This window comes from Anabaena cylindrica UHCC 0172, from assembly GCF_034931625.1.
Taxonomy (GTDB): Bacteria; Cyanobacteriota; Cyanobacteriia; order Cyanobacteriales; family Nostocaceae; genus Anabaena; species Anabaena cylindrica_A.
Window position 1 is genome coordinate 1 of the sequence record NZ_JAYGGY010000052.1, and the last position, 17795, is coordinate 17795.

Below are 17795 nucleotides of genomic sequence, written 5' to 3' on the forward strand. Positions count from 1 at the left end.
GTAATTGGTAATTGGTAATTGGTAATTGGTAATTGGTAATTGGTAATTGGTAATTCTCCCCCTGCCCCTGCCCCCTGCTCCCTGCTCCCTGCTCCCTGCCCCCTGCCCTCTATTCCCCTTTCGATAATTTGACTGCTAAAACCGTACTTAGACTAGAGCAAGTTAATCTATCTACCAGACTGAAAAGTCAGACTCAGAGCAATTTACCGGGATATCCTATTTTACAGGATATTTCCTTTGAGGTCTTTTCAGGCGATCGCATTGCCATTGTCGGTACTGCTGGTGCTGGTAAAACTTCTTTATTACGTCTTATCAACCGTCTCACTGAACCCACTAGCGGCAGAATACATCTTGAAAATCAGGAATATCGCCAAATTCCCATTATTCAGCTACGTCAACAGGTAACACTTGTACAGCAAGAAATTAAGTTGTTGGGGATGACAGTTAGGGAAGCCTTGGCTTATCCTTTAGTTTTGCGTGGTTTGTCTAAGCAGAAAATTCAGGAACAAGTCGGTTATTGGCAAGAACAACTGCAAATTCCTGAAGAATGGTTAGGACGCACTGAAGTACAACTTTCAGCCGGGCAGAGACAATTAGTAGCGATCGCTCGTGCCTTAGTCATCCAACCTAAAATCTTACTCCTAGACGAGCCTACCAGCGCCTTAGATACTGGCCAAGCTTCCCATTTGATGCACATCCTCACCCAACTAACTCAAACCCCTACAACTTCAATTTTGATGGTAAATCACCAGCTTGACCTAGCCCAAGAATTTTGCACCCGTTTATTGCATATCCAACAAGGTCAACTGTTGGCAAACAAATCAACCTTTGAGCTAGACTGGGAGAACTTAAAAGCCTGTTTAATACAAGCAGAAACTCAAACATCTCAAGAATGGATTTAAGTCGAAAGTAGCAGATAGGGTAATGGGCAGAAAATCACCAATCACCGATTACCCATGACCAATTACCCATTTAAGAAATTTGAGTCGCAAGTGTTGAACGTGGATTACTGAATCTCTCTTTCGCTAACTTTGTTTGTGATTGCGGAACATTAGCATTCAAAGTTTCCATGTTAAAGCGGTATCCCACATTGCGGATAGTTTGGATTAAGCTGGGTTGTCTCGGATCAAGTTCCACCTTTTTCCGCAGTGATAAAACGTGAGTATCAATGGTACGCGGATTATCAATAGCGTCAGGCCAAGCACGACGCAGTAATTCCGACCTACTCAAAGGTACTCCCCCAGCTTGCGCCAAAACATACAGCAAACTGAATTCTTGGGGAGTCAAGTCGATAAACTCCCCTTGAAAACGGACTCGGCGCTGTACCAAATCTATTTGCAAAGTGCCATAATCCAAGTAAGCTGGTGCAGTGGGTGTGCGGTTACGTCGAATCAGCGCCTCAACCCTAGCCAAAAACTCTTGCATTCCAAAAGGTTTGCTCAAATAATCATCTGCTCCTGCCTTTAAGCCGGCAACAATATCCGCTTCATTGTTTCGGGCAGATAGCATTAAAATTAGAGGCTGTTGCTGACGATTCAACCAACGGCAAAATTCGATACCGTCACCATCTGGCAAATCCGCATCTAGAATGACTAGCGTCGGTTGATGGCTTAGAAACACTTCCCTTGCTTGATAAATGCTGGCGGCTTGATGTACTCGGTATTCCAGTTGTTGCAAGTGCCAACCAAGCAACGACCTCAGATGGGGATTCCCCTCAACGATTTCAATACAAACCGAACCCACAGTGGCAAGACCCCTTAGCGTCGATGACTCTCAAATTAACAATCTCAAGCCTAAGGTTTTGTAGCCTTTGTTACTTCAACTGATATAATCTTCACATTCATCCATACAAAACCTTGCAATAAATTTAATTTTCCCTTTATCTACCGCCAAATTAGCAATATTCTTAATTTTTATGTGAAACTTATCAAAGTTTTTTCATGGTAAGTTTGAAAAACTATTTTTAGGTTAGGCAAAAGCTATCTGAAATGTCTATCAACCTTAGGGTACAGATTATACTTTGTACTGATTATAAACTTTAATTACAAGCATAAATCAAGCTATTAACAGCCAAAACCATAAAAATAAGTTACCAACTAATCATATTTTAGCTTTTTTGGCATAGGATGTAATTAAGTTTTTAGCAAATGAGGGGTCAGACCCAACGTTAAAATCTTAACTTTGGGTTAATACTTAAGGAGGAAGTCATACTTCATTTTCAAGCGTGAATCATTTACAATTCTCATTCCCAAGAGATTAATACAGCAGTTATGCTCCAAGACACACAAACCATCCGCTATTACCAAAGACTTACCGACGCCTTCGTCGAATTATGGAATCGCGGTTATCGTATGGATGATATGCGGATGTATTTGGACGGGTATCTAGCCGCACTAAGACAGGGTAACGCCATTGATGCCTACTTGATTCATCGCTTAGAGGAGGAAGCAAGCCGCTACCTGTACGATGCTTCAAACTTTGCCATGACCCAACCAGAGCCAGAACGACAACATGGATACTACTGAACAGGGGTAGACTGATCGGTAACAATCCTGTATTGCCGCAGATGATCATAGCACATTTTTTGTATTGGTCAACTGTATCCAGAGGTATGGAATTTTGTAAATACTGTAATTTATAAAGAGCATCCCCTCAGTTTCATAACATAGAGGGGATTTTTGATGGTTTTTAGATCAGAAACTAAGTTATCACAGAAGATAATTGGTAAAAAACTATTTCGACAATACTTGCAGTTTTGTGATGGTGGATAGAAAAAAAGAATTGGATATTGTCATACTCTAACCCACAAAAAAGCCCTTGAAAATTAGGAATATTCCCGTTTTCAAGGGCAATAAAACTGAACTAATTGAAAAATATTAAGAAGCTAATGCAACTTCCACCTTTTGTTGTAAGTCACCTTTTTGATACATTTCAATCAAAATATCAGAACCGCCAATAAATTCACCATTAATATATACTTGGGGAATTGTTGGCCAGTTGGAATATTCTTTAATACCTTGACGAATATCTTGGTCTGCAAGAACGTCAATTGTCTCAAAGGGAATCCCTAATGTATTCAGAATCTGCACCACATTATTGGAAAAACCACATTGAGGCATTAACTTATTTCCCTTCATGAAAACCATAATCTTGTTTTCTTGTAACAAGTTATCAATTCTCTCTTTAAGTTCTGGGGTCATGGTTTTTTGTTTCCTTTGTTGTTGCGGTTCTCAAATCAAAAATCAATGGCATTTAGCCGTCAGCTATTAGCTGAATGATTAACTAAAATCAGTCTATTTAGTAGTTAAGCTTGAGGAGTAGATGTCTTGAGAGCCAAGGCATGAATCGCTTCGGTTGACATAGCTTGCTGCAATGCACCATAAACTAACTGGTGTTGTTGCACCAGTCCCTTACCTGCAAACTGCGATGAAACTACTGTCACCTGATAGTGGTCTCCACCACCAGTCAAGTCCTGCACCTCAACCTGGGCATCTGGCAGTCCTGCCTTGATCATTGCCTCAACCTGCTGCGGAGTAATCATCGCCATTCCTGAAAAAACTTACTTCTCTATTATGAACAGATATGGAGCAAATGACTGGGGATTGGGGATTGGAGATTGGGTATAATATTTATCTTTACTTCTGTCACCTGTCACCCTGCCCCCTGCCTCCAAATTATTTTGCGCCTTGTCGGGGGTAAGCTGTATCAACAAAACCCAATTCAAACAACTGTTGATAAGCTTTTTTACCTAATTCCCGTGTGGGGTTTTGACTCTTAATAATTTGAATCAGCAAAGGGACTGCTAATTCTGGCTGATTTAAAGCCCGATGTACTAAGGCCAAACGATAGGTAGCATCATCTCGCAGTTGGGCGCTTTCTAAGGCTTTCTTGCGCTGGGAATCGGATACTCTAATATCTATGCCCGAAAAACTGGAGTTGAGATCCTGATAAAAATTAGATAGCTGATTAAAAACTTGACGTGCTTCCTGGAGTTTCTTAGCAGCAACGTCATATTTTTGAGCAGAAACGGCATCATCTGACTCTTTGAGCAGTCGCTGTCCTCCTTCTATACTCAACAGGCTGTTACTTTGACTGGTAGGACGGAGCGTGTTAGGTTCGTTGCCATCAATAGGTTGCGCTTGATTATTGGAGTCGGGTAACTGTATTACCTGAGCATTAACAGGTGATAGTAGACTCAGGAAGGTGATGAATGATAAAGAAGTGAAGGGAACTAAGAAAGCAGCAGCAAGGTTCATGGGATTAGTTTAGTGTAACAAGTCTATAAAAAATTTATGGAAACTTCGGGTATCTTAACTCTGATTGTGTCTCAGATACAGGAAAACTATAGAACAAGTTTCTCTGATTTAGACTAGAAATTGGTTGGAGAGAGTTCCCTGTCCCCTGTATATTCACGAAAATATTCTCTATGAGCGATACCTACGATAGGCTACCCCAAAATATTAGTTCCTCTGATTCTCAACCCACAGGTGTACCGGATAGAAGTCTGGGTGTGGTTTTACAACGTGGTGGTGAAGAGTTGATTTTAGAAAAAGCTTTAAATCGCTTCACCATTCGTCCACCTGCTAATTTTCCTCCTGGGCAATTTTCTCAGGTGACTGGTAGTGTTTGGCGGCGTACTATCCCTAGAGCAAAGCTGGAATTATTCACTGTTGAACCCGGATATTTAGAGACGGCGATGTCTCAAGCACGGGCTGACGAAAATGTTGCTTTTGCTAGTCATGTGTACAAATTTAAAGATAATCCTGGAACTTACGTTTATTTAAGTGACCAAATTACAATTCAATTTGCTACTTGGGTAGACTCTGCCAAGATTAATACTATAGCCAATACATTCAGTTTAATCGAAGATCAACCAGTCTTGGGTTTACCTAACACGTTTGTATTTCTTATTAGCAAACAAGCAACAGAAAATCCCATCAAAATTACTAACCAGTTGCAAGCACTCCCAGAAGTTTTGGCAGCGGAACCAAATATTTTCATCCAGCAGGAACCAAATTACAAACCCAATGATTCTCTCTATTCCCAACAGTGGTATCTCAACCACAATAGTGGTAATCAGTTGGGTGTGGGTTCTCATATTTCTGTGGAACAAGCTTGGGATATTACTCGTGGTGTGCGTTCTGTGGTTGTGGCGGTGGTGGATGATTCTTTTGATTTAAATCACCCAGATTTTCAAGGAATGGGTAAAGTTGTTGCACCTCAAGATTTGAAAGAAAATGACTTTATCCCTTTACCGGATGAGAAGGAAACTAGTCATGGTACTGCTTGTGCGGGAATAGCTGTGGCGGAAGAAAATGGTACGGGAATTGTGGGGGTTGCGCCTGGTTGTGCATTAATGCCAATTCGGACAACCGGGTTTTTGGATGATGAATCAATTGAGGATATATTTAATTGGGCAATTAATAAAGGTGCGAGTGTAATTTCTTGTAGCTGGGGTGCATCTGCTGTTTATTTCCCTTTGTCTTTGCGCCAAAAGTCGGCAATTACTCGCGCTGCTACTCAAGGACGTAATGGTAAAGGATGTGTAATTCTGTTTGCGGCAGGTAATGCTAATCGCCCAGTTAGTGGGACTGTAAATGAGCAGAATTGGCCGAAAAATATATTGGCAGGTAAAACGAATTGGTTAAGTGGTTTTGCTATTCATCCAGATGTAATTGCTGTGTCGGCTTCTACGAGTTTAAATAAAAAAGCTGCTTATAGTAATTGGGGTGATAATATTTCTGTCTGTGCGCCTAGTAATAATGCGCCACCGGGAATGTGGTTTCAAGAAACGGGTTTTGTATATACACAACCGACAATTACTTCTTCTCTGTCGGGGTTGGGAATTTTTACAACAGACCAATTGGGGGCAGCAGGCTATAACCCAGGTAATTTTACTAATAATTTTGGTGGTACTTCTAGTGCGACTCCGGTAGTGGCTGGGGTAGCGGCGTTGATTTTGTCAGCTAATGCTGATTTGACGGCGCAACAAGTCCACCGTATTTTGCAAGAAACTACTGATAAGATTGTTGATCCTGAGGCTGATCCGCAATTGGGTTTGCGTGGGGGTACTTATGATAGTAATGGTCATTGTCTATGGTTTGGTTATGGGAAGGTGAATGCTGCTAAGGCTGTACGGGTGGCACAGCAGTTGCATACAGTAGCATTAAGTCCGAGTAGAGAAGTCCGGGCTGAGAATAAAAGCCAAGTTTGGATTCCTGATAATGATCAACGGGGAATTAGAAGTGCGATAGCTGTGCTCGCCGAAGGCATCGCTCTGAATGAAGCTGTAACTGTTGCAGATATTCAGGTTAAGGTGAATATCACTCACGATTTTTTAGGGGATTTAGAAGTTTATTTAATTGCACCCAATAATCAGCAAGTTTTGTTACAAAATCGGACTCTGGGAAGACAGACTCAGTTAAATAGGACTTATGCTGTGCGATCGCATCCCGTCCTCAGGCAATTACTTTCTCTCCCAGCTAAAGGACGTTGGCAATTGCAAGTTATTGATTATTCACCTCAAGATGTTGGTAAGCTCAATAGTTGGGAATTAGTGATCGGATATGGGGGATAAATTGGCTAATTTTACAATAGCGGTCAGCAGTAATATCCTCTTTATGTAAAGCTTTTTCACTCAATTCTGTACTTCGTTTATCTGCAATACACTCTCGGCTTTCTTCAAGCTCTTCTTCATCAGGAGACATAAATTTGACTGAGATGGGAAATTAGCTTTATTGACAAAACACCCGCAAAGTGAAAAATTTAAGTAATAATTCGTACTAAAAGTTCTTTTGTAATAATTAAGACAATATAAAGAAAATTAGTAAAAATAAATAAGTATGATAATTAAGATTACAACTAGTATTAACGGGTTATCGCAGGACAACAGCAAAACATAATTGAGTAACTGCTTTGTATAATTGAGTAACTGCTTTGATACTGATCAAAAAATAATTCTTCTCACAATCTAATCGGGTATAAACATTCAAAACTAAAGGAAAAATATGTTTGACCTTAAAAATGTGCTGGTATTTCTATACCGGAATGTTAGTGGTATTTTGCCTAATCAAGGAGATAGGTACGAGTATAATCACGACTATCTAAGTCCCTTGGCTATGACAGATATACCAAATACTCTATTTCCTAAGCTACCCAAGCTGCCTAAAAACGAACTTCCCAGCCAAGAATGGGTACTTTTACTATTAAATACCCTCAGTGTTATTAATCTAAATAACACCTCTAAAACGACAAATAACGATATCTCATTTAGTCTAGAGAGTTCTCTAGAAAGTGATAGTACATTTTTAAGCAACAAGCTCGATCACCTAGAAGCAATTGGGAAGCAAATCAGGAAACAAGAAAAGCCAGAAGTCCTCAACGATGTTGCATTTAATCTTGCATCAACTTTAAAAGAAGTTGATGAACATCTGAAGATAGATGAAAAACTTGGAACTTTTCATAACGAAGTTAATGAAGAGTTTGCTGAATTATTAAATGAACCTACGGGGTCTGTTTCCTTTGATTTACCTTCTAGTGAAGACAGTACAACAGAAAAAATAAAGGAAATAATCAGATATAACGCTAAGTTATTAGCACTAAATGAGGATAAAAATGCAGAAGAATTTGTAGATGTTAATAACATCAACTTTTCTGTAACTGAAAAAACCTCTTCTCTCAGTCTTGAGGATTACGACAACTTATTTCAGCATATAACCAAACCAGAAATTTCGACTAAGTTCCAACAAGATCTAGTTTTTGCTTATATGCAAGTAGCCGGGCCAAACCCAGTTATGCTCAAGCAAATGAAAGCCGAAGATTCGCGGTTGCCAATTACCAACGAACAATACCAAAAAATTACGTCCAAAATTACAGAAACCGCTGATTCTTTCTCAGTAGCACTGCAAGAAGGTCGGCTTTATATAGCAGACTATGCACTTTTAGACGGCATGGTCAATGGCAATTTTCCTGATCAACAAAAATATATTAATGCTCCTGTAGCATTATTTGCAGTCCCACCAGTTAATAGTTCATCTCGTCCTTTAGTACCAATAGCAATTTATTGCCAGCAGGCTCTATTTACACCCCTAGAGGAAGGAACCTGGATGACTGCTAAAAACATTGTGCAAATGGCAGATAGCAACTATCACGAATTGGTTAGTCACCTTGGTCGTACTCACTTATTTATTGAGCCTTTTGTCGTAGCAACTAATCACTTACCTCAAAATCACAATCTCAGAAAACTGCTGAAACCGCATCTTGAGGGTACTGTACTCATAAATTATGGCGCTCACACATCTTTAGTAGCACCAAAAGGTTCTGTAGATAAGTTACTAGCTAGTGATATTAGGTCTGACCAAAATCTATCTGTAAAAGCAGCGCAGAGCTACTTATTTAACTTTAATGATGTTGCATTTCCTAAAACTTTAGAAAGTCGTGGTGTTAACGATGATAGTCAGCTACCTATTTATCCCTACCGGGATGACGGTAAGCTGATTTGGGATGCTATTTACAATTGGGTTAAGGCATATTTAAGCTCCTACTACCCCACAGATTCCTTAGTCCTCAATGATCAGGATTTGCAAAAGTGGTCATCTGAATTGATTTCTCAAAAAGGAGGACGGCTCAAAAATTTCGGTGAGGATGCCCAAGGCACAATAAAGACAGTAGATTATCTAGTTGAGGCTATCTCTACAATTATTTTTACCGCTAGCGCTCAACACGCTGCTGTTAATTTTTCTCAACGTGGTCTAATGCTTTATCCACCAGCATTTCCTTTAGCCCGTTATCAAGAAGCACCGGCAAATCCCCAAGAGTCAGTCAACTTTATGGATGGGCTGCCGTCGCTAGAACGAGCTAAAGATCAGATTAATATGCTATATCTGCTAGGATCTGTATACTACACTAAGCTAAGTGATTACACCAAGTCATATTTTGAGGCTGCCCCCCCAGGAGTAGAAGTCGCTTTAACAGATTTTCAGAACACACTAAAAGACATTGAGCAAAAAATTCGAGATCGAAATCAAGAGAGCAATAGGTTGATAGCTTATGAATATTTGCTACCTTCCAAGATTCCTCAAAGCATAAATATTTAATTGATTAAATATTTATAGAGAGGCTGGAATGATTTAAGTATTAGCTCAAGTAAGTCACTAAAAAGAAAGCGGTTGCCATCGGTAAACGCTTTCTAATGTTCTACTGAAGAAGCGATAAAATATGCCCATTGAAAAAGTAGCTGGAACCTCCTTAGAATACTTTCTAATTTGTTTCGATCAGACAGGAAAAGAACGTCTAGAAAATGGCAATTTACTCAGCCAAGAACTCTTAGATATTTTATCCAGTCAGCCAATTACAGATGTATTTGTAATGAGTCACGGATGGCAGGGTGATGTTCTGGCTGCGAAAAAACAATACCAAAACTGGATTGCAGCCATGGCCGCTGCCACAGATGATATTCAAAAACTGAAACAAAAAAGACATGGTTTCCTTCCTTTACTGATTGGGTTGCATTGGCCTAGTAAACCCTGGGGTAACGAAAACCCAAATGCTCCTCTTGCCTTTGACACAGAGGATGATTCATTAAATCGGTTAATTGAAGAGTATGCTCATCAAGTTTCAGATACCGAAGCGACAAGAGAAGCATTACGAGTTATTTTTGCTGCCGGCTTTGAATACGATACATCTCCAGAACAGTTGCCTCCTGAAGTCAGGGCAGCCTATAAAATATTGATCCACGAAGCATCTTCTAGCAATGTAGGTAAAGAAAATAGCGAATGGGAAGAGAGCGAACCTTTAAATATAGACACTGACAGGGTATATGAAGCGAGTTTGATAGAAGACGAATACACCACGGAAATCAGCTTTGGCATTGGTGACAGCATTGCCAAAGGGTGGGATAAGTTTTTGAATGTACCCAGATTGTTATCATTCTGGAAAATGAAAGACCTCGCACGTCAAATAGGACAAACGAGCGGGTTTGACTTATTGACCAAAATGCAACAAATGGCAGATGGTAATGTGCGGTTTCATTTGATGGGGCATAGTTTTGGAACTATCGTTGTTTCTGCCATTATTGCTGGTACGAACAACAATAACCAGTTAGTGCGGCCTATAGATTCTCTGGCATTAATACAAGGGGCTGTATCACTGTGGTCTTATAGCGCCAAAATTCCCTTCAGAAATAATCTGCAAGGTTATTTTTATCCGATTGTGCGCGATCGCAAAGTGAATGGTCCAATTATTACCACCCAATCCATTTATGATCATGCCGTCAAAAATGCCTATCCAGCAGCAGGAACCTTGGGAATGGCAAAGGGACAAGATATAGACTTTGATGTAACTACCCCGAAATATCCAGGTGTTGGGGGTATTGGTATCTATGGCATCCAAGGCGAAAAATTAGATATCACCAACATAGATATGTTGAGCAAAACCGAAGTTTACGATTTTCAACCAGGGAAAATCTACAACCTAGAAAGCAGCAAATATATTACTGTACCTAAACCAGATATATTTACTGGCGCACATAACGCCATTGATAAGCCCGAAGTTGCCCATGCTATCTGGTCAGCAGCCTCAGTTAGTTAAGTCCTGGGATTTTAGATTTTGAATATGGAATTTACTGCAAAGATACATCCGAGGGCTTGTACCATTGAGGATTTATTGGTAAATTCCTTAACCCTAATGTTCATAATTGAAGCACAAGAATAAGGAGCAGAAATGAGTCTAGAAGAACTGACTAAAGAAATGTATTTCAATGGCATTGATGGCGCTTCAGGAGATTATTTACTACCGCCACTAACACCAGAACAAATAGCGAAAATTGCTCAAGGAGAAGAGTTCGACCCGACAGAAATCAGCGAACTCAGAAAAAAAGATATGCACGTCAAGGGTCTAGAACCCGACTTTGCACCCATAGAAGGAGTAGACCCCAAAAACCTAGCCGAAACCGGTTGGGGTGTGATCTTTGCCTATAATGCCGATCCTGCCATCAGAGATGCACTCAAAGAACTGTTAAACCATCGCCAAGAGCAAGCAACAAAAAATCAAGAAAATTACTATCAGGAATACATAGGACCCAGAGGTTATCGTCCCGGTGAGTCCAAAAACCAATTTTTATCCCGTCATGGAGTCGGACCTGGGCCTGCCGACCCAGAGAAAATGCCCTATTATTTGTTGATTGTTGGTGATCCGCAAACCATTCCCTATCGCTTTCAGTTCCAAATAGATGTGCAGTATGCGGTAGGTCGAATTTACTTCGACACCGTAGAAGAATATGCCCAATATGCTCGCAGTGTAGTCAAAGCGGAAACTGAAGGCTTTTCCTTACCTCGTAGCGCCAGCTTTTTTGGAGTACAAACCAATGCTGATCCAGCTACTCAACTCAGTGCGAAAAACTTGATTCAGCCCTTAGCAGAATGGATGGCCAAAGACCAAAAAGATTGGACTGTGCAAACCATATTGGCACAGGAAGCCACCAAAGCCAGACTTGGCAAACTATTAGGAGGAGAAGAAACACCAGCCCTACTCTTCACTGGTAGTCATGGTATGGGCTTTCCCAATGGCGATAAACGACAATTAAGACACCAAGGCGCACTCCTCTGTCAAGACTGGCCAGGTCCCCTACAGTGGCGTAATAAGCCCATCTCAGAAGATTTTTACTTTTCCGCTGACGACGTAGGAGCAGATGCTCGTTTGTTAGGGTTAATAGCCTTTCACTTTGCCTGTTACGGTGCTGGTACACCCCAATTTGATGAATTTGCCCACAGCAAAGATAAAAATCAAAGGGACGCAATTGCTCCCTATGCGTTTATTGCACCTTTACCCCAACGGCTATTGAGTCATCCTAACGGTGGCGCTTTGGCTGTAATTGGTCACGTTGAACGCGCTTGGGGTTGCTCTTTTGTATGGGAGAAAACCGGTAAGCAGTTGGCAGTATTTGAAAGTACTCTCAAACGACTATTGGAAGGTCATCCTGTCGGATCTGCGGTAGAATATTTCAATGAACGCTATGCAGAGTTATCTTCTGATTTAAGTGTGCAATTAGAAGATATTAAATATGGTGCAACAGCCGATCCTATAGCTTTGTCAACTATGTGGACTGCAAATAACGACGCTCGCAGTTATGCCATTATCGGTGATCCAGCAGTGAGATTAGTTGTTGGTGATGTTAATGGTTCTGAGCGACCAACTATAGACAAGGTTAATTTGCCCACAGCCCCAACAATATCAGATACCTCTACTCAAGCTGGTGATACTTCTATCATCAAACAAGCCCAGACAAACTTAAACCAAGCACTAGAGGAGTTTGTTAAGACTGTAGAAAAAGCTTCTAATAACCAGACTGAAAAACTTGAGGCGGCAATTTCAGCCGTTATTAATCTATTAGAAATGTTGAAAAAACTGAATTAGGGCATTGGGGACAAATCAAGTCAAAAGTCAAAAGTCAAAATTAGAAACCTAATGACTAATGACTAATAACTAATCACTACTCATATCTTGCACCAAGCCCTGGCGATTAGAAATCGCGGCTATACAAACCAAGTCCGCCTGCGCGGACTTACGGAAAATCAAGGGTTTCAAACCCGCGTAGGCGGGTTTTGCCTGTGTAGCCGCGATTTCTAATCGCTAATAACTAATAACTAATAAAATGAACATCTTTGAAATTACCATCCAACGCAAATCAGGAGATAACTGGCCGCTTGTAGTAGAACATAGCCGACCAGGTGAACTGTTACCATTACGTTCGGAAGGTAGTCTCAAACTCACCTCTGAAAATTTGCAGGAACTCACGAGTCTGTTAGGACAAACCAGCGACTACGGTACATTGTTGGGAAAAGCTCTATTTAAAGATGACATCCGTGATGCCTTTGTGGGTGCATTACGGGAGTCTCAGGAAACACTGAGAATGTTGCTTTTTATTGAAGCATCAGATCCAGAATTAAGGACTTTACGTTGGGAAAAGCTGTGCGTCCCTATAGATGGTGCTTGGCAATTATTAGCACTCAACCAGAGAGTGCCATTTTCATTCTACATCCCTGCAATTACTGACCGTCGCTTTCCTTCCATTGGCAGAAGAGATTTGCGGGCATTAATATTAGTAGCCAGTCCTAGTGATTCTAAAAAGTATAAATTAGCTGATTTTGATGTAGCAGCTAACGTCAATAGTGCCAAGATAGCTTTAGGAGAAATACCTTGTGATGTCCTGGCCAGCGTTGATGGTGCTATTGGTCTACCAACCCTAGATGAACTTTGTTCTCAACTAACTGATCGCACTAAACAATATACTATATTGCATTTTGTCAGTCACGGTAGAGTTATGGATGATGGTGAAACCTTACTCTACTGGTCAAAAGCTGATAATACAGTGGAGGTAGTAACAGCAACACGTTTGATAGAACGCTTGAAGCCTTTACGGGGAGCTAAAGGGCTACCTCATTTTACCTTTCTCTGTACTTGCGAGAGTGCCAGTCCCGATGCTGAAGGTGCATTAGGAGGATTAGGACAGCGATTAGTGCGGGATTTAGGGATGCCTGCGGTAGTAGCAATGACAGAGAAAGTCACGGTTAAAACTGCCCAAGCTTTCATAGAAAAGTTTTATTTTCAACTTAGAGCATCTGGAGAGGTGGACTCAGCATTACATGAAGCTACAGCCACCTTAGCAGAACGGGGTGATGTGACTGTACCAGCATTGTTTAGCCGTTTAGGAGGAAGACCCCTATTTAGTGACCAACTGGACAGAAAACTCACCAATGCCGAAATTGCAGATGGTTTAGAATGGTTGCAAAAGTTATTACCAGAAAGAGCGCCAACACGACAAAAAATATTAGAGACAGCAGCCCAGAAACTGGGAAACAGCTTAGGTGCAGATATTACAGCCTTGAGCAAACAAGCTCTGGAAGAACGAGAACAGGCATTAGCAGAAGTAAATAACCTTTGTGAGCAAGTAATTGATCTGAGTTTCAATGCTTTGGCATTAGGTCAACAACCACCTACTTATGATTCTCGTTGTCCGTTCTTGGGTTTATATCCGTTTCGGGAAAAAAACCGCGAATTTTTCTTTGGGCGTGAGCAACTAATTTCTCAATTACAAGAAAAGCTGACTGAGCATAACTTTTTAGCTGTTTTAGGCGCATCTGGTAGTGGTAAATCATCGGTAGTATTGGCAGGTTTGATCCCCTTACTCCAGGAAAAACAGCCTGGTTTAGTCATGGCATACATGACACCAAGTAATCAGCCCATTGAGAAACTGCAAATCACTCTCTCTCAGGTAAAAGATCAATCTTCAATATTGGTGATAGACCAGTTTGAAGAACTATTTACCCTCTGCACTGATGAAAGTATGAGGGTTGCGTTCATTCAGCAGTTGTTAAAGCTGACTCAGCACCAGAAAGTTGTTATAACCATGCGGGCTGACTTTTGGGGCGAATGTGCGCCTTACCGTCAACTAAAAGAACTGATGGAAACTAGGCAGAAGTTAATTGGCCCTATGGATACATCAGAACTGCGGAAAGCAATGGAAATGCAAGCGGCTCAGGTAGGGTTACGATTTGAGGTTGGCTTGAGTAATACCATTCTCGATGATGTCCAAGGTGAACCGGGTGCAATGCCACTGCTACAACACGCACTGCTAGAGATGTGGAAGCGGCGACATGGTAGATGGTTGCGGGCTGAGGAATATGCGGCTATTGGTGGTGTGAGGAAGGCGATCGCACAAACTGCGGATGATGTTTATCATACTTTGTCGCTTCCCGAACAAGAGCAAGTTAAGAATATATTTATCCGTTTAACTCGTTTAGATGAAAATGCTCTCCAAGGAGAGAACCATCGGGATACACGCAGACGGGTTGGGTTAGATGAACTAGTTCCTGCTGGTGGTGACTTGACACTGATTAAAGAATTGGTGAATCGGTTAGCAGGTGAAGGGGCGCGATTGGTAGTTACCAGTGTAGACGGTTCTACTAATCGAGAAGAGGTAGAGGTAGCCCATGAAGCATTAATTCGCCACTGGCCAAGATTGCTAAATTGGTTAGATGAAAATCGTACCAACTTGCAGTTACGAGAAACTATCCGTCAGGCTGCTTTGGAATGGGAACAAGAGCAAAAAGATGAGAATTATTTGGTGCATCGGGGGGGAAGATTGGAAGATGCCCAAGTGTTATCAAAGCAAGCAGGTTTTCTGAACCAACTTGAGGCTGACTATGTAAACGCTTGTGTCGAACTGCGCCAGCGTCAGGAAAAAGAACAAGAAGCGCGTCGTCGTCGGGAAGTAAGAACTGCGTGGGGAATAGCTGGTAGTGCAGTTGTGGCTTTAATTGTTAGCACTGGCTTGGGGTTGTGGGCTTTGAGAGAAAAACAAACAGCAGAAATCTCTCAAGCTGAAGTAAATAGTCAATATTCCTTATCACTGCTGGAGGATAATCAAGATTTAGATGCTCTTGTTGAAGTCATTAAGGCAGGAAATATCTTAAAAGCAAAAAACAAAACCCAGCCGGTGGTAATGAAAGCGTTGCAAAAGGTAGTTTATGGGGTGAGAGAACGCAACGTCTTTAAACATGAAAATGCAGTTAAGAGCGTAATTTTCAGTCTTGATGGTAAAACCTTAATCAGTGCTGGTGATGATAAAACCTTTAAACTTTGGGATTTAAATGGTAATGTCCTGCAAACTTTCAGTGGCCATGAGGATGGGATAACAAGTGTAGTTTTTAGTCCTCAAGGTAATACTTTGGCTAGTGTAGGTAAGGACAAAACTGTCAAACTTTGGGATTTAAAGGGTAATTTACTACTAACCTTGAGTGAAGATAAACATCAGATAGAAACTGTTGTATTTAGTCCTGATGGTGAAATCCTGGCTAGTGTTGGTAAGGACAAAACTGTCAAACTCTGGGATTTAAAAGGTAAGTTACTAAAAACCTTGAGTTGGCCAAATGACCAGGTAAAAATGGTTGTTTTCAGTCCCAAAGGTCATAATTTGGCTACTGTAAGTAATAAAAATATAGTTAAACTCTGGGATTTAAGGGGTAACTTACTACAAACCTTTAGTGGCGACGAGATGGTAACAAATGTCGTCTTTAGTCCTGATGGTCAGACCTTAGCTACTGCTAGTGAAGGCAAAACTGTCAAACTCTGGGATTTAAAGGGTAAACAACTACGAACTTTCAAAGGGCATGAAGATAAGGTAACAACTATCATCTTCAGTCCCGATGGTCAAACTTTGGCTACTGGTAGTGAAGACACAACTATCAAACTTTGGGATGTCAAAACCGCCAAAAAACTGCAAAGTTTTAATAGGCATCAGGCGCTGATCAAAAATGTTATTTTCAGTCCCAAAGGTGATATTTTGGCTTCTGTTAGTGATGATAAAACTGTTAAACTCTGGGATTTACAGGGTAATGAACTGCAAACTTTGAAAGACCAGGAGTTTGGTTTTAGTAGTGTTGTCTTCAGCCCCGATAGCCAGTATCTCGCTAGTGCTAGTGATGACAAAACCGTCAAACTCTGGGATTTAAAGGGTAAACAACTACAAATTTTGAAAGGACATCAGCAAGGGATAAGAAGTGTGGTTTTTAGTCCTGATGGTGAAACTCTAGCTACTGCTAGTGATGACAAAACCATTAAACTCTGGGATTTAAATGGTCAAGAACTACAAACCTTGAAAGGGCATCAGCAAGCAGTAAGAAGTGTGGTTTTTAGTCCCGATGGGCAGCGCTTGGCTACTGCTAGTAATGATAAAACTGTTAAAATTTGGGATTTAAATAACGGCAAGGTACTGCAAACTCTCACAGGTCATCAGAATAAGGTCACAAGTGTTGTTTTCAGCCCTGATGGGCAGCGTTTGGCTAGTGCTAGTGATGACAAAACCGTCAAACTCTGGGATTTAAAGGGTAATTTACTGCAAACCTTCAAAGGACATAAGAAACAGGTGATAGGTGTTGTTTTCAGCCCCGATGGCCAGCGCCTAGCTAGTGCTAGTTATGATAAAACTGTTAAACTCTGGGATTTGAATAACGGCAAGGTACTGCAAACTCTCACAGGTCATCAGAATAAGGTCACAAGTGTTGTTTTCAGCCCTGATGGGCAGCGTTTGGCTAGTGCTAGTGATGACAAAACCGTCAAACTCTGGGATTTAAAGGGTAATTTACTGCAAACCTTCAAAGGACATAAGAAACAGGTGATAGGTGTTGTTTTCAGCCCCGATGGCCAGCGCCTAGCTAGTGCTAGTTATGATAAAACTGTTAAACTCTGGGATTTAAATGGCAATGAGATCCAAACCTTGAGTGGGCATTGGGAAAGCCTAACAAGTGTCATCTTTAGACCAGATGGCAAAATGATCGATATGATCGCTTCTGCTAGTTATGACAACACTGTGATTCTGTGGAAGTTAGACGAATTAAATCTTGATTCCCTGCTCACCAGTGCTTGCCGTTGGTCGCGGGATTATTTAAACAATAGCTTGGATGAAGACAACCCTGATAAGCATCTGTGCGATGACATTGTTAATACCCGTTAATTAACTACCTTAATGAACGACAAAATCAATTATTTTGGCTCTTCATTACTTGTTATGCCAAATATGAGTTTATTTCCCCCAAAACCATTATAGTTTAGGGCAACGTCAACTCAGACAATCCTTAAAACTTACTAATTCTCACCTCCCCAACCAAAAAGGTCAACCCACTGCTCGACCTACTTTAAGATGGATTCTTCAATGTTTTCAGTCAGTTCATTTAGTATTTATCGACTTAACGGGTGACAAGGTGGTTAAACAGCTTGTTTCATAAGGGATAGAGCCTGAA

At 41.0% G+C, this 17795-nt stretch carries 11 protein-coding genes; 7 read left to right on the forward strand and 4 right to left on the reverse strand.

The features are described 5' to 3' along the window. Window positions 1-128 precede the first annotated feature (128 nt). Window positions 129-902 (forward strand): ABC transporter ATP-binding protein, encoded by a 774-nt coding sequence (locus tag VB713_RS12750; protein WP_323311899.1) that lies wholly within the window; start codon window positions 129-131, stop codon window positions 900-902. A 70-nt stretch (window positions 903-972) separates the two neighbouring features. On the opposite strand, the gene VB713_RS12755 is transcribed toward VB713_RS12750, so the two are convergent. Further along, window positions 973-1743 (reverse strand): response regulator transcription factor, encoded by a 771-nt coding sequence (locus tag VB713_RS12755; protein WP_323311900.1) that lies wholly within the window; start codon window positions 1741-1743, stop codon window positions 973-975. Between the two features lie 527 nt (window positions 1744-2270). Here VB713_RS12755 and VB713_RS12760 point away from each other — a divergent pair. After that, window positions 2271-2525, forward strand: a complete 255-nt coding sequence (locus tag VB713_RS12760; RefSeq protein WP_015214551.1) for a DUF6761 family protein — start codon at window positions 2271-2273, stop codon at window positions 2523-2525. Between the two features lie 351 nt (window positions 2526-2876). On the opposite strand, the gene grxD is transcribed toward VB713_RS12760, so the two are convergent. The 3 genes from grxD to VB713_RS12775 form a co-directional block, all read right to left on the reverse strand. Beyond that, entirely contained in the window at window positions 2877-3200 is a 324-nt protein-coding gene (grxD, locus tag VB713_RS12765) for a Grx4 family monothiol glutaredoxin (protein WP_323311901.1), read from the reverse strand. A 104-nt stretch (window positions 3201-3304) separates the two neighbouring features. Further along, complete coding sequence (locus VB713_RS12770) at window positions 3305-3541, reverse strand: BolA family protein (protein WP_015214547.1); 237 nt, start codon at window positions 3539-3541, stop codon at window positions 3305-3307. A gap of 133 nt (window positions 3542-3674) precedes the next feature. Next, window positions 3675-4256 carry a hypothetical protein gene (locus VB713_RS12775; RefSeq protein ID WP_323311902.1) on the reverse strand — a complete coding sequence of 194 codons (582 nt, stop codon included), beginning with the start codon at window positions 4254-4256 and terminating at the stop codon, window positions 3675-3677. A gap of 170 nt (window positions 4257-4426) precedes the next feature. Between VB713_RS12775 and VB713_RS12780 the strand changes: the two genes are divergently transcribed. From VB713_RS12780 to VB713_RS12800, 5 genes are all read left to right on the forward strand, one after another. After that, the gene (locus VB713_RS12780) at window positions 4427-6577 is read left to right on the forward strand and encodes a S8 family serine peptidase (protein ID WP_323311903.1); all 2151 of its coding nucleotides are present in this window, start codon (window positions 4427-4429) and stop codon (window positions 6575-6577) included. Window positions 6578-7007: 430 nt separating this feature from the next. Continuing rightward, window positions 7008-9095, forward strand: a complete 2088-nt coding sequence (locus VB713_RS12785) for a lipoxygenase family protein (protein ID WP_323311904.1) — start codon at window positions 7008-7010, stop codon at window positions 9093-9095. A gap of 121 nt (window positions 9096-9216) precedes the next feature. Continuing rightward, entirely contained in the window at window positions 9217-10587 is a 1371-nt protein-coding gene (locus VB713_RS12790) for a hypothetical protein (RefSeq protein ID WP_323311905.1), read from the forward strand. A gap of 132 nt (window positions 10588-10719) precedes the next feature. Next, complete coding sequence (locus VB713_RS12795; protein WP_323311906.1) at window positions 10720-12411, forward strand: hypothetical protein; 1692 nt, start codon at window positions 10720-10722, stop codon at window positions 12409-12411. A gap of 238 nt (window positions 12412-12649) precedes the next feature. After that, entirely contained in the window at window positions 12650-17509 is a 4860-nt protein-coding gene (locus VB713_RS12800; protein WP_323311907.1) for an eIF2A-related protein, read from the forward strand. The last annotated feature ends 286 nt before the right edge of the window (window positions 17510-17795 follow it).

Excerpts from the sequence above, each read along its gene's own strand:
- VB713_RS12760 (WP_015214551.1), top strand. The coding sequence starts at position 2,271 with ATGCTCCAAGACACACAAACCATCCGCTATTACCAAAGACTTACCGAC.
- grxD (WP_323311901.1), bottom strand. The coding sequence starts at position 3,200 with ATGACCCCAGAACTTAAAGAGAGAATTGATAACTTGTTACAAGAAAAC.
- VB713_RS12770 (WP_015214547.1), bottom strand. The coding sequence starts at position 3,541 with ATGATTACTCCGCAGCAGGTTGAGGCAATGATCAAGGCAGGACTGCCA.
- VB713_RS12775 (WP_323311902.1), bottom strand. The coding sequence starts at position 4,256 with ATGAACCTTGCTGCTGCTTTCTTAGTTCCCTTCACTTCTTTATCATTC.
- VB713_RS12780 (WP_323311903.1), top strand. The coding sequence starts at position 4,427 with ATGAGCGATACCTACGATAGGCTACCCCAAAATATTAGTTCCTCTGAT.
- VB713_RS12785 (WP_323311904.1), top strand. The coding sequence starts at position 7,008 with ATGTTTGACCTTAAAAATGTGCTGGTATTTCTATACCGGAATGTTAGT.
- VB713_RS12790 (WP_323311905.1), top strand. The coding sequence starts at position 9,217 with ATGCCCATTGAAAAAGTAGCTGGAACCTCCTTAGAATACTTTCTAATT.
- VB713_RS12795 (WP_323311906.1), top strand. The coding sequence starts at position 10,720 with ATGAGTCTAGAAGAACTGACTAAAGAAATGTATTTCAATGGCATTGAT.
- VB713_RS12800 (WP_323311907.1), top strand. The coding sequence starts at position 12,650 with ATGAACATCTTTGAAATTACCATCCAACGCAAATCAGGAGATAACTGG.